A 13,087-nucleotide genomic window follows, 5' to 3' on the forward strand; every position below is an offset into this window, starting at 1 on the left:
GCTCAAACGGCGGGTCCGTCGGGTGCGATCCGACTTCGTACGGCGGTCTGCACTTCGGCTTCCTCGGCCGGATCGGCGGCGAGCCGGCGGAGCTGTTCGACGACCCGTGCGTCGCCGGTCTCGGCGTGCCGGGCGGCGATTTCGCGGGTGGTCTCCTCGCAGTCCCAGAGGCACTCGACGGCGAAGCCTGCCGGGAAGGAGGGATCGGTGGCGGCCAGGGCCCGGGCGGCCCGGCCGCGGAGATGGGAGGAGGCGGTTTCGCGATAGATATGGCGCAGTACGGGCGCGGCGCAGCCGATGCCGAGCCGACCGGCGCCGTCGACGAGCGTCCACAGGGTCGGGGCGTCCGGCCCCTCGCCCCGTACGGCTTCGCGCAAGGCACCGAGGACGAGGTCCTTGTCCTCGATTCCTCCGTGGCAGGCGAGCATACGGCCGGCGGCGGCGCCCAGGGGGTCGGGCCGGTGGGCCCAGCCGCGGGCCCGGTCGACGGCGGCGACACTGCGCATCCGTTCGAAGGCGTCGACGGCGGCTTCCACGACGGCCGGTGAGCCGGTGAGTACGGCACCCTCGATCAGGTCGAGGGCGTCGGGATCATTGCTGTCGGCGAGGTAGCGCAGCGCGGTGCAGCGGGCTCCGTCGGTGCCGTCCTTGGCGGCGGCCACGATCTCGGGCCGGTCCTCGGGGCCGGCGACGGCGGTGAGACAGCGGGCTGCGGGGACGTGCAGCGCGGCGCCCCGTTCGACGCCCTGTTGGGCCCACTCGAACACGGCCTGCACGCTCCACCCCGGACGGGGCCCGGATGGTCGCATCTGCCGCTGCCAGCGGTCGAAGCAGCCGGTCTCCTGAGCGGCACGCACACGCGTGGCGATCGATTCGCGCGGATCCTCCGCCCACAGCCGCCACGGCCGGGGCTCGAAGGCGTCACGCACGACGGCGGCCAGTTCGGCCTCGCCCTCGGCGTCGGTGGCGAAGCGGGCCAGCACGGGAGCGGCGAGGGCCCGCAGGCCGGCGTCGTCGTCGCGCAGCGCCAGTTCGTCGAGGGCCCAGGCCCAGTTGGAGCCGGAGGCGGCGTACCTGCGCAGCAGTGCGAGCGCGTCCCGCCTGCCGTACGAGGCGAGGTGGCCGAGGACGGCCAGGGCCAGTCCCGTGCGGGACTCCTCGGTGTCGAAGACGTCCTCGACGTCGAAGAGGTGCGCCTCGATCTCGTCCAGCTCGCCGTTCAGGTCGAGGTAGAGACGGGCGTAGTAGAGGGAGCGGTTCTCCACCTGCCAGTCGTGGCGGGGGTCGCGCAGCACACAGTGGTTCAGCGCCGCGAGCGCCTCGGCGCGCGGGGCGGTGAGCGCGTGCAGTGTGCCGTCGCCGCGGCCCCGCTGGAGCAGGCCGAGCAGCGTACCGCTGGGCGCTATGACCGGATCGAACATGGGAAACAGCCTCACATCAAGCGTCGACGCAACCGGGGAACACGCATTACCTGGCCGCGTGACACAACGTCGGGGCGCCCGCCGTCTCTTGCTTGCTGTAGACCATCTTCCTCTGCCTCTCGTCAGTGGCCCTCGCGGACCGCATCACGGCCCGCGCGGTGCGGCAACGTCTGCCCAGCCATCGCGTCCGTGAATCACGACGTCATGATGACTCGGCACTTCGACCTGCCGCGACCGAAATTTCGGCGGCCCTGTACCGCCTCCCCCGTTTTCCGTGTTTTTACTGGTCAGAACATTCGGATCAGTGTGCGCCGAACAACTCGAGCAGATCCGTCTTGCCGAACATCCGCGCCGTGTCGACGGCCGACGGGGTGCCCGCGGCCGGATCGGCACCGCCCTCGAGGAGGGCCTTGATGACGTCCGTCTCGCCCTTGAAGACGGCCCCGGCGAGCGGAGTCTGGCCCCGGTCGTTGATCCGGTCGCCCTCCGCACCCCGGGCGAGCAGGGCGCGTACCGCGTCTGCGTGCCCGTGGTAGGCGGCGAGCATCACGAGCGAGTCACCGCGGTCGTTGGTGAGGTTGGCCGGTACACCCGCGTCGACGTACGCCACGAGCGCCTCGGTCTGCCCCTGCCGGGCCAGATCGAAGATCTTGGTCGCCAGCTCCACGACCTCGGGGTCGGGGGCTTCAGTCATCGGCCGGACCGCCTCTCAATACAACCGTTCAGGTGAATCGCCAGGGTACTGGCTTCCGCGGCACATGACCCGATGCGCCGGAGGTAAAGATCACCCCAGACCAGGCAGGACACGGGGGTTCGGCCCGGTCGACCCGAGTCGGCTCGACCACCTGAGGGAAATCTACCGAGATTCATCCATTTGCACCTTTAATACTATGGATACATGCTGTGATCCTGGAAGTACTCATGGTGACTGTCCCCGTGAACCAGGAGAAAAAAATGATCCTGTCCATCTCCGGCGTGGTCCTGCTCGGCATCATCGTCTTCCTCTTCTTCCGCAAGGACGGCCTGAAGGCGTCGCACGCCCTGGTCTCGGCCCTGTTCGGCTTCTACCTCGCAAGCACTGCGATCGCCCCGAGCATCAAGGCGGGCGGCGAGAGCCTCGCGAGCCTCCTCGGCGGCATCAAGTTCTGACACCGCCCCTCCCGCCCGTACGCACCACCAGGAGAATGCAGTGGCCCGGCGCCCCCTCCCCCGCATCCTGAGCAAGGACAACGCACAGATCGCCCGGATGCAGATCGCGCGGAGCCGGGAACTGGCCCGGACGGCGGCCGACAGCGCCACCGACGTCCTCCACCCGCTGATCACGATCACCCGCGGTCTGCGCCGACTGGCAGCGGCCGGGCGGCACAAGTGGGCCGACACCCCCAAGGACAGGCGTGGGCCGCTGCTGTTCCTGGTGGCCTCGGTGGTCCTGGTCGTGGCGCTCGTGCCCTACGGCCCACTGCTCGCCGTCATCGGCCTGATGACCGCGGCAGCCCTGCACGGCCGGGACCGCGCACCGGCGGTGCCCGAAGGGCCGGACGAGTCCCAGGTGCAGCGCCTCAAGTCGCTGTACGAGGCCCTGATCCCGTACTTCTCGATCGCCGAGGACCCCACCCCCCTGTACGCCCACGGCGGCGAGTGGGAGAAGGCCTTCCCTGCATACGAGTTCGACGAATCGGGCCGTATCACCCATCTCGTGATCCGTTACCCGGCGTACTTCACCGATGGCGAGGCCGAGTCCCGCGCCAGGATCGAGCAGCTGCTGCACGCCAAGTCGGGGCGCGGCCGCGAGTACCACTTCGCATGGGAGGAAGAGGGCAACGAGCTGACGGTCACGGTGCTGCCCCCACTGCCCACCGACATCGCCGCCCAGCGGTTCGTCACGGCGCCGGGCGAGACGGTCCTCGGCTTCACGGACCCCACCCAGGTCCAGCGCACGCTTCCCCTCACCTACGGCGAGAACAGACGTGACGTTCCGCCGGTCGTCTGGCGCACCGGCATCCGCTCCACCGCACCGCACCTCCTGATCATGGGCCAGCCCGGCAGCGGCACCTCGACCCTGCTGCGCTCCATCGCTGTGCAGGCGCTGCAGCACGGCGACGTCGTGATCGTCGAGGGCGGCTCCGGCGAGTTCGCGTGCCTGACCGGCCGGGACGGCGTTCTGGCCGTCGAGTGCGGGCTGACCGGGGCGCTGACGAGTCTCGAGTGGGCCGCCCTGGAGACGGAGCGCCGTCTGATCGCCGCGAACCGCTCCCGTCAGGCCGGCGAGCCGCCGCCGGAGGACACCAGGCGTCCCCTGTGGCTCCTCCTGGACCGCCCCAGCGCCTTCACCCATCTCGCCGCCGCGGACGGCCGCGAGGACCCGCAGTCCCTGCTCCAGGTCCCACTCCGGCACGGCCGCGCGGTGAATGTGACGGTCGTGGTGGGCGAACAGTTCGACCACGCCGAAGCGCTGAGCGATGACGTACGGCAGCACACGCGCGCGCGTGTCGTCCTCGGCCCGGCGACGGCCGAGCAATTGTCAGGGGTCCTGGGTGCTCTCCCGGCCACGACTCCGGCCGCCGAGGTACCGCCCGGCCGCGGCTACGCCCGTCTCGGCCCGGGCCCGGTGCACCGGCTTCAGGTGCCGTCGACTCCGGACCCGTACGACGACACGGCGAGCGACGCGCACCGCGAGGCGGTGCTGGCGCTGCTGCCGCCGCGGACCATGCCGGTCGACCAGGACTCCGTCGAGGCCAGGCCTGTCGAGGCCGTGCCGGTTGAAGCGGTGCCGGTCGAGGTGGTGCCCCTCGACGAGGAGCCGGTCGAGGCAAAGCCGATGCCCGCGGAGGCCGTGGCGGCGGAGGCGCAGTAGGTTTCAGCGCCGGGCGCTGTGACAGTGGCCGACTCCCCGTCCCCGGCTACGCCACGAACGTCCGCGGCGACTCCCCGCCCCCCGGCGCCCCGCTCTCCACCAACCGAGCCGCCGCGGCCAGCCGCACCGCCGCCTCGTCGGCGACCGCACCGCCCACGGTGAACGGCAGCCGCACATACCCCTCGAAGGCACCGTCGACCCCGAAGCGCGGCCCGGACGGCACCCGCACCCCGACCCGCTCCCCCACCTCGGCGAGGCGGGAGCCCGACAGCCCCCCGGTCCGCACCCACAGCGTCAGTCCGCCCTTCGGGACCTCGAACTCCCAGTCGGGCAGCTCCCGCCGCACCGCCGTGACCAGCGCGTCCCTGTTCTCCCGGGCCTGCACGCGCCGCACTTCCACGGCCTCCTTCCAACCCCCCGTGCTGAACAGCCAGTTCACGGCGAGCTGCTCCACCACGGGGGTGCCGAGATCGGCGTACGCGCGCGCGGCGACCAGGCTGCGGATCACGTCCGGTGCGGCGCGCACCCAGCCGATGCGCATCCCCGCCCAGAAGGCCTTGCTGGCCGACCCGACGGTGATCACCGTGGACCCGGCGGGGTCGAAGGCACACACGGGCCGCGGCATCTCGACGCCTTCGTCCAGCCACAGCTCGCTCATCGTCTCGTCGGCGATCAGCACCGTCCCCGCCGACCGGGCCGCCTCCACGAGCTGACGCCGCTGGTCGTCGTCGGCGAGCGCGCCGGTCGGATTGTGGAAGTCGGCAACGATGTACGCGATCCGGGGTGCGGCGTCGCGCAGCACCTGCCGCCAGCGGTCCAGGTCCCAGCCGGCCAGGCCCTCGGCCATCGCCACGGGCACCAGCCGCGCCCCGGCCTCCCGCATCAGCTGGAGGATGTTGGCGTAGGACGGCGACTCGACGGCGACGCGCTCGCCCCGGCCGGCGAAGAGGTGACAGATCGCGTCGATCGCCCCCATGGCTCCCGTCGTCACCATGATCTGCTCGGGCATCGTCGGGATCCCGCGCGCGGTGTACCGGTCGGCGATCATCGAGCGCAAAGCGGGCAGACCGGCCGGATAGTCGCCGTGCGTGTGGGCGTACGGCGGCAGTTCCTCCAGGGCGCCCTGGACGGCACGGGTCAGCCATGGCTCGGGTGCGGGGAGCGCCGCGGTGCCCAGGTCGATCATCGAGCCCAGGGCCTCGGGCGGCAGGGGCTCCAGGCCGCGCGCCGGGAGCGGGTTCCCGGCCGGTACGGCGGTCCAGCTGCCGGCGCCGCGCCGGGACTCCAGGAATCCCTCGGTACGCAGCGCCTCGTAGGCCGCCGCGACCGTCGTACGACTGACGGACAGGGCCAGGGCGAGTTCGCGCTCGGCGGGCAACCGGGCGGCCACCGGAACGCGGCCCTCCAGCACCAGCAGTCGGATGCCGTCGGCAAGCGCACGGTAGGCGGGCGGACGGCGCGTGCCGGGGCCGGCCGGGCGGTCCTGCTGCGAGTTGAGCAGCCGGGCGAGCTGTGCCGCCCCGATCGCCGAGGTCCACGTCGCCATGGAAATCAGTCCACCTTCCCCGAATTGGCCATGGATGATGTTTCCACCCAAGCCACAGGGTGTCACGAACCAGGCCACTACGACCACAGGGGGCACCTCTTGTCCACGAAGAACCGTCTCGGGCGACGGTTGATCCAGCTGTACGTCGGTCTCGCGCTGTACGGCGCGAGCTCCGCGCTCCTCGTCGAGGCGGGCCTGGGCCTTGAGCCCTGGAACGTGCTGCACCAGGGCCTGGCCGAGCTCACCGGCCTGACCATCGGTGTCGTGTCGATCGTCGTGGGCGCGGCGGTGCTGCTGCTGTGGATCCCGCTGCGCCAGCGCCCGGGCCTCGGCACGGTCTCCAATGTCTTCGTGGTCGGCATCGCCATGGACGGCACGCTCGCCCTGGTCCCGGACGTGCACTCCCTCGCCGTACGGATCCCTCTCCTGCTGGCCGGCATCCTGCTCAACGGCTTGGCCACCGGGCTCTACATCTCCGCCCGCTTCGGGCCGGGCCCGCGGGACGGGCTGATGACCGGCCTGCACCGGTGCACCGGCCGCTCCGTCCGCCTGATGCGGACGGCGATCGAACTGGCGGTCGTCGCGACCGGCTTCATCCTCGGCGGCACTGTCGGCATCGGCACGGTCCTCTACGCGGTGTCGATCGGTCCGCTCGCCCAGCTCTTCCTGCGGGTGTTCGACGTCCCGTCGGCATCCGGCGGCAGCACGGTGGTTGCCGAAGGGCAACCCCACAGGGCGATACTGCGACGGTGACCACGCGGATACGCCACCCCTATCTCGACCATCCCGGCCCGATCGCCTTCGCCCACCGGGGCGGGGCCGCGGACGGCCTGGAGAACACCGTGCTGCAGTTCCGGCGGGCGGTGGAGGCGGGCTACCGCTACATCGAGACCGACGTCCACACCACGGCGGACGGCAAACTGGTCGCCTTCCACGACTCGACCCTGGACCGGATGACGGACGGCGCGGGGCGCATAGCGGACCTGCCGTGGAAGGACGTGAGCCACGCGCGCGTGGCGGGCAAGGAGCCGGTTCCCCTCTTCGAGGAGCTGCTCGAGACCTTCCCCGAGGTGCGCTGGAACGTCGACCTGAAGGCGGAGACCTCGCTCCACCCCTTCCTGGACCTGATCGAGCGCACGCGCGCGTGGGACCGGATCTGCGTCGGCTCGTTCTCCGAGGCGCGCGTGGTGCGTGCCCAGCGGCTGGCCGGTCCGCGCCTGGCGACCTCGTACGGCACGCGTGGCGTGCTCAACCTGCGGCTGCGTTCCTGGGGCGTCCCGGCCGCGCTGCGCGCCTCGGCGGTCGCAGCCCAGGTGCCCGAGTCGCAGTCCGGCATCCAGGTCGTCGACCACCGCTTCGTCCGCGCCGCCCATGCGCGCGGGCTGCAGGTGCACGTGTGGACCATCAACGAGCCCGATCGCATGCACCGGCTCCTGGACCTGGGAGTCGATGGCATCATGACCGATCACATCGACACGTTGCGCAAGGTCATGGAAGAACGCGGCGTCTGGGTCTGAGCCCGGCGGCCCCTCCCCCGAGCCTTCGCATGGCACTTCAGCGGGGAAGCGAGGGCACGGGTGAGCTCCGACACCGTGCGGACGGACGTCATCGACCGGCAGCGCGAGCAGCGCGGCTGGTACTTCTACGACTGGGCCTGCTCCGTCTACTCGACGAGCGTGCTCACCGTGTTCCTGGGCCCCTATCTGACGGCGGTCGCCAAGTCGGCGGCGGACGCGGACGGCTTCGTGCATCCTCTGGGCATCCCGGTGCGCGCGGGGTCGTTCTTCGCGTACTGCGTCTCCGCGTCCGTGATCGTGTCGATCCTCGTGATGCCACTGGTGGGCGCGGCCGCCGACCGCACGGGGCGGAAGAAGCCGCTGCTCGCCGCCTGCGCCTATGTGGGGGCGACGGCCACCACGGGCCTGTTCTTCCTGTCCGGGGACCGCTATCTGCTGGGCGGCCTCCTGCTGATCGTCGCGAACTCGGCCGTGGCCGTCTCGATGGTCGTCTACAACTCCTACCTGCCGCAGATCGCACCGCCCGAGGACCGCGACCGGGTCTCCTCGCGCGGCTGGGCCTTCGGCTATGCGGCCGGCTCGTCGATGCTGATCGTGAACCTGGTGCTGTTCACCGGGCACGACTCCTTCGGCGTCTCCGAGTCGACGGCGGTCCGTATCTGCCTGGCCTCCGCGGGCCTGTGGTGGGGCGCCTTCACCCTCGTACCGCTGAAGCGGCTGCGGGACCGCCGTACGGCGTCCGCGGCGCCCGCGGTCCACGGCTGGCGGCAGCTGGCGTCCACCGTCCGGGACATGCGCGGCAAACCGCTCACTCTGGCCTTCCTTCTCGCCTACCTCATCTACAACGACGGCATCCAGACGGTGATCTCCCAGGCGTCGGTGTACGGCTCGGAAGAGCTGGGCCTGAGCCAGTCCACGCTCATCACGGCCGTCCTGATGGTCCAGGTGCTGGCGGTGGCGGGCGCGCTGGGGATGGGAAGGCTGGCCCGGACGTACGGGGCCAAGCGCACCATCCTCGGCTCGCTGGTGGCGTGGACGGTGACCCTGGGCGCCGGGTACTTCCTGCCGGCCGGGGCGCCGGTGTGGTTCTTCGTGCTGGCGTCCGGGATCGGTCTCGTGCTGGGCGGCAGCCAGGCCCTGTCCCGCTCCCTGTTCTCGCATCTGGTCCCGCCCGGCAAAGAGGCCGAGTACTTTTCGGCGTACGAGATGAGCGACCGGGGCATGAGCTGGCTGGGACCGCTTCTGTTCGGGATCACCTACCAGCTGACCGGAAGTTATCGCGACGCGATCATCTCGCTCGTGGCCTTCTTCGTCATCGGATTTGCCCTGCTCACAAGGGTTCCGGTGCGGCAGGCGATCTTGGCGGCGGGCAATCCGGTCCCTGAGAGGATTTAGCACTCACGGCGAAAGGGCTGTAGTGTACGCGTTTGGCCTGCCAGGCGTACCGTTACTGCGCGTCAAAGATGCCGAAACGCTGGGTGACATCTGCTAGCAGATGTGACAAACCGGGCGCTGGTGGGTACAACAAGGGGCGGCTACGACGGCGACGCATGACCCGGAACGGGACACGGAACGGGAATCTTTACCGCCGACCGGACGTTGACCGGATGACGACGACAGCGACACCTGTCCTGTGGGCGACAAGCCCGGGAGGCACGATTCATGAGTGAGCGAGCTCTTCGCGGCACGCGCCTCGTGGTGACCAGCTACGAGACGGACCGCGGCATCGACCTGGCCCCGCGCCAGGCCGTGGAGTACGCATGCGAGAAGGGGCACCGGTTCGAGATGCCCTTCTCGGTCGAGGCGGAGATCCCGCCGGAGTGGGAGTGCAAGGTCTGCGGGGCCCAGGCACTCCTCGTTGACGGCGACGGCCCTGAGGAAAAGAAGGCCAAGCCCGCGCGTACGCATTGGGACATGCTGATGGAACGGCGCACCCGCGAGGAACTCGAAGAGGTCCTCGAGGAGCGCCTTGCCGTTCTCCGTTCGGGCGCGATGAACATCGCGGTACACCCGCGGGACAGCCGCAAGTCGGCTTAGTTCCTGCCGGGGTCGGGCGGACCAACCACGCACGCAAACGACTGCGGGCGTCCACGTGGATTCACGTGGACGCCCGCAGTCGTGTCTCCTGCCGCGTTCTCAGTGGGTCAGCGGGGGTCGCGGGCCCTGCGGGGCGTCGCCGTCCGGCTCGTCCCTGATGACCTCGCCCTGGACGACCTTGCCGTCGGGGCGGTGGATTCGGGCCTGCTGGAAGGCGTCACCGAAGCTGCCCGCACCGGCCTCGCGCAGCTTGCGGTCGAGGGTGCGCTCGGTGAGGCGGCTCAGGGCCTTCTGGACCGGGGGGATCAGCAGAAGCAGGCCCACCGCGTCCGAGATCAGGCCGGGGATCATGAGGAGCAGACCACCGAGCATCAGCAGGCCGTTGCCTCCGCCGCTCTGCGGGGTGCCGCCGCGCTGCAGCGCCTCGTTGAGGTTCTGGAAGGCGCGCCGGCCCGCCTTCTTGATCACCGCGGCACCGAGCACGAAGCCCGCAAGGAGCAGCAGGAACACCGTGAACCCGCTCGACGCGCCCGCGACCACGGTCAGCAGCCAGATCTCCAGCACCAGCCAGGCCGCGACGCCGAGCGGCAGGAAGGTCCGCAGCCGGGAGCGCCGGGGCCGGGCGGGATACGTGGGGGTCGGAGCACCTGTCGTCATGCATCCAGTGTGCCTGGGCCCGCCTCAGTGCGGCATAAACGAATGATCAACCGCGGTTGTGAGACCGTAACGCGGGCTCTGAGCAGACGGACGGGGTCAGGCCTTCTTGCCGCGGCCCGTGACCTTGGCGACCCGCTCCCCCACGCCCCACGCCGTGACCCGCCACAGTGCCTCGACGAGGATGTCGCGGCTCATCTTCGAGTCGCCCAGTTCGCGCTCGACGAAGGTGATGGGCACCTCGACGACGTGGTAGCCGGCCTTGACCGCGCGGCGGGCCAGGTCGACCTGGAAGCAGTAGCCCTGGGAGGCCACCTCGTCGAGGCCGAGGCCCTCGAGGGTCTCGCGGCGGAAGGCGCGGTAGCCGCCGGTGATGTCGCGCAGCGGCAGGGCGAGGGCGAGGCGGGAGTAGAGGCTGCCGCCGCGGGAGATGAACTCACGGCTCTTGGGCCAGTTCACAACCCGCCCGCCGGGCACCCAGCGGGAGCCGAGGACCAGGTCGGCGCTCTTGAGCGCGGTCAGCAGCCGGGGCAGTTCCTCGGGCTGGTGGGAGCCGTCGGCGTCCATCTCGACCAGCACGCCGTAGCCGTTGTCGAGGCCCCAGCGGAAGCCCGCGAGGTAGGCGGCGCCGAGGCCTTCCTTGCCCTTGCGGTGCAACACCTGGACATGGTCGTCCTCGGCGGCCAGTTCGTCGGCGAGCTTGCCGGTGCCGTCCGGGCTGTTGTCGTCGGCCACGAGGACGTGAGCCTCGGGGACCGCCTTCCGTACCCGGCCGACGATGGACTTGATGTTCTCCGCCTCGTTGTAGGTCGGAATGATCACCAAGGCCGTGCCGAGCGGGCCGAACTGCCTCCCCTGGGCCTTTGCCGCGAGGGTCCCGTCGCCGTCGTTCACTGCTGCCCCTTCGTGTCCGTACGCAGACGTCCACCATAGTGGTCACGGCCTGCGATGACGCGACAGGACGTTCGTATAGTGGTGTCGATTCCACAAGAGCGGGGTAAGAGCGCTTTTTTGGGCACCTTCGCGGATCTACGGATGGGGGCCCGGCGCCCTTCGGGCCGACCTGGGGCCCGCTGGCTGCGGGTCGACCGAAAGCCGTTGTCTACTGAGCCCGGGCCCCACCCGGGTCACACCTCCCCGACCGGCCGGAACGGTCCTCCCGTCGCGGCGCGGGCGCTGAGCCTGGCTCCCAGTGGCGGTGCCCCGGTGCGGCACACCGTCCCTGACCCAGCGGCGCTGCGACGAGTGCGCGGAAGTTCCCCGGTCGGGCGTCCGGTGGTGGACTCGGCCGAACCTACCGGCCCCCTGCCATCGGCTGTCAACAGCCGTTTGACCTGCGCATTTTGCATCAATGCCCTGGTCAGGGCGGAGGATACGCAGGTCGTGCGACGCCGCTGAGGGCATCGATCGGCGCCGCGCCACCCCGGGAGATCACTCGCCCGGCCGTACGAACACCGTCCGCCCGCCGACCACGGTGCGCAGACAGACCGGCAGGTCGCGGCCGGGGCTCAGGTCGGGCAGGCCGGGGGTGCCGGAGCGGGGGTCGGTGGACCAGCGGGCGACCCGGTCGTCGGGGGCCTGGACCACCAGTTCGTCGGTGCGCCACACGGCGTAGTCGGCGGGTGCGCCAGGCACCAGGACGCCCGCGTCGTCCCTCCCGATCGCCCGCCAGCCGCCGCGTGTGTGGGCGGTGAAGGCGGCGCGCGCGGAGACACGGTGCTCGGGCGTGCGGTGGAAGGCGGCGGCGCGGACGGTGCCCCACGGTCCGAGCGGCGTGACCGGGCTGTCGGAGCCGAAGGCGAGCGGAACGCCCGCCCTGAGCAGGGCCGCGAAGGGGTTGAGGGTGCGGGCCCGGTCGGCGCCCAGGCGCTGGGCGTACATGCCCTCCTCGCCACCCCACAGTGCGTCGAAGGCCGGCTGCACGGAGGCGGTCAGGCCCAGTTCGGCGAAGGCCGCGATCGTCTCGGGGGTGAGCATCTCGGCGTGCTCGACACGGTGGCGGGCGGCGCGGACGCGGGCCAGGCCGACCTTCTCGGCGGCGGCGCGCACACCGTCGACGACCGTGGTCACGGCCGCGTCGCCGATCGCGTGGAAGCCGGCCTGGAGGCCCGCCTCGGTGCAGGCCACCACGTGGGCGGCCACCGCGGCGGCATCCAGGTAGGCGGTGCCCGTGTGGTCGGCGTCGGTGTACGGCGTGTGCAGGCAGGCGGTGTGCGATCCGAGGGCCCCGTCGACGAAGAGGTCGCCGGCGGCGCCGGCCGCGCCCAGCTCGCGCGCCTTCGCCACGCCCTCTTCGGCCTGTTCCGCCCAGTAGCCGATGACTCGCGGTCCGGGCTCCTCGGCGGCGAGCCGGAGCAGTCCCGTGAAGTCGTCCTCGGAGGAGATCTCCGGTCCCGCGCACTCGTGGACGGAGCCGATGCCGAGGGAGGCGGCGTGCGCGAGCGCGGTGCGCTGGGCCCCGGCACGCTGGGCCGGCGTCACGGCTGCGAACGCGGCGGCGCGTACGGCGTGGTGGGCGTCGGCGGTCAGCGGGCCGTCCTCTGCGCCGACCCCGTGGGCCAGGTCGAGCAGGGCCGTGGTGACGACCGCCGAGTGGACGTCGATCCGGGAGAGATAGAGGGGGCGGCCTCCGGTGGCCTCGTCCAGTTCCGCGCGCGTCGGGGGGCGGCCGCCGGGCCAGCGGGCGGCGTCCCAGCCGTGCCCGAGCAGCACCTTGTCCTGCGGGCGGGCCGCCGCGAAGTCCCGCACCAGGACGAGGGCGGCTTCCAGGGAGGGCGCGTCGGACAGATCGAGGCCGGTGAGCGCGAGGCCGGTGGAGGTGGTGTGCACATGGGCGTCGGTGAAGGCCGGGGTGACGAGGGCGCCGTCCAGGTCGACCACCTCGTCGACACCGTCCGCGAAGGCGTCCGCGGCGCCCTCCGAACCGACCCAGGCGACCTGGCCGCGCTCCACGACCATCGCGGTCGCGAAGGGGTCGGCGGGGCTGTGGACCTCTCCGCGGCGGAGCAGGACGGTCTTCGGCTCGGGGATGCGCTCACTCATGGGGAACAGTCTCGCG

Annotated in this window: 12 protein-coding genes; 6 read left to right on the forward strand and 6 right to left on the reverse strand. The window is 71.3% G+C overall.

Going from position 1 to position 13,087, the window contains the following annotated elements; all coding sequences use genetic code 11:
• Positions 1-2 precede the first annotated feature (2 nt).
• Positions 3-1,421 carry a hypothetical protein gene (locus IH68_RS0141415; RefSeq protein WP_030946688.1) on the reverse strand — a complete coding sequence of 473 codons (1,419 nt, stop codon included), beginning with the start codon at positions 1,419-1,421 and terminating at the stop codon, positions 3-5.
• Positions 1,422-1,722: 301 nt separating this feature from the next.
• The gene (locus IH68_RS0141420) at positions 1,723-2,115 is read right to left on the reverse strand and encodes an ankyrin repeat domain-containing protein (protein WP_030946690.1); all 393 of its coding nucleotides are present in this window, start codon (positions 2,113-2,115) and stop codon (positions 1,723-1,725) included.
• Between the two features lie 260 nt (positions 2,116-2,375).
• Here IH68_RS0141420 and IH68_RS0141425 point away from each other — a divergent pair, with 260 nt between their 5' ends.
• Positions 2,376-2,570, forward strand: a complete 195-nt coding sequence (locus IH68_RS0141425; RefSeq protein WP_016434155.1) for a hypothetical protein — start codon at positions 2,376-2,378, stop codon at positions 2,568-2,570.
• A gap of 40 nt (positions 2,571-2,610) precedes the next feature.
• Positions 2,611-4,275: a membrane protein gene (locus tag IH68_RS0141430; protein ID WP_030946692.1), complete on the forward strand. Its 1,665-nt coding sequence runs from the start codon at positions 2,611-2,613 to the stop codon at positions 4,273-4,275.
• A 46-nt stretch (positions 4,276-4,321) separates the two neighbouring features.
• On the opposite strand, the gene IH68_RS0141435 is transcribed toward IH68_RS0141430, so the two are convergent.
• The gene (locus IH68_RS0141435) at positions 4,322-5,821 is read right to left on the reverse strand and encodes a PLP-dependent aminotransferase family protein (RefSeq protein WP_030946695.1); all 1,500 of its coding nucleotides are present in this window, start codon (positions 5,819-5,821) and stop codon (positions 4,322-4,324) included.
• 99 nt (positions 5,822-5,920) lie between these two features.
• Between IH68_RS0141435 and IH68_RS0141440 the strand changes: the two genes are divergently transcribed.
• The 4 genes from IH68_RS0141440 to IH68_RS0141455 all read left to right on the forward strand — a co-directional run bounded on the left by IH68_RS0141440 (position 5,921) and on the right by IH68_RS0141455 (position 9,375).
• Positions 5,921-6,574, forward strand: coding sequence for a YczE/YyaS/YitT family protein (locus IH68_RS0141440; protein ID WP_030946698.1), 654 nt, complete (start codon positions 5,921-5,923; stop codon positions 6,572-6,574).
• Positions 6,571-7,338 carry a glycerophosphodiester phosphodiesterase gene (locus tag IH68_RS0141445; RefSeq protein ID WP_030946699.1) on the forward strand — a complete coding sequence of 256 codons (768 nt, stop codon included), beginning with the start codon at positions 6,571-6,573 and terminating at the stop codon, positions 7,336-7,338. Before IH68_RS0141440 ends, IH68_RS0141445 begins: the two co-directional genes overlap by 4 nt.
• 60 nt (positions 7,339-7,398) lie before the next feature.
• Positions 7,399-8,733, forward strand: a complete 1,335-nt coding sequence (locus IH68_RS0141450) for an MFS transporter (RefSeq protein WP_030946701.1) — start codon at positions 7,399-7,401, stop codon at positions 8,731-8,733.
• A gap of 267 nt (positions 8,734-9,000) precedes the next feature.
• Positions 9,001-9,375 (forward strand): RNA polymerase-binding protein RbpA, encoded by a 375-nt coding sequence (locus IH68_RS0141455; protein ID WP_003977404.1) that lies wholly within the window; start codon positions 9,001-9,003, stop codon positions 9,373-9,375.
• A 99-nt stretch (positions 9,376-9,474) separates the two neighbouring features.
• On the opposite strand, the gene fxsA is transcribed toward IH68_RS0141455, so the two are convergent.
• From fxsA to IH68_RS0141470, 3 genes are all read right to left on the reverse strand, one after another.
• Complete coding sequence (fxsA, locus tag IH68_RS0141460) at positions 9,475-10,032, reverse strand: FxsA family membrane protein (RefSeq protein WP_030946703.1); 558 nt, start codon at positions 10,030-10,032, stop codon at positions 9,475-9,477.
• A 96-nt stretch (positions 10,033-10,128) separates the two neighbouring features.
• Entirely contained in the window at positions 10,129-10,923 is a 795-nt protein-coding gene (locus IH68_RS0141465; protein ID WP_030946706.1) for a polyprenol monophosphomannose synthase, read from the reverse strand.
• A gap of 537 nt (positions 10,924-11,460) precedes the next feature.
• Positions 11,461-13,071, reverse strand: a complete 1,611-nt coding sequence (locus IH68_RS0141470) for an amidohydrolase (RefSeq protein WP_030946708.1) — start codon at positions 13,069-13,071, stop codon at positions 11,461-11,463.
• Between the last annotated feature and the right edge of the window lie 16 nt (positions 13,072-13,087).

This window comes from Streptomyces sp. NRRL S-646 (genome assembly GCF_000720765.1).
GTDB lineage: Bacteria > Actinomycetota > Actinomycetes > Streptomycetales > Streptomycetaceae > Streptomyces.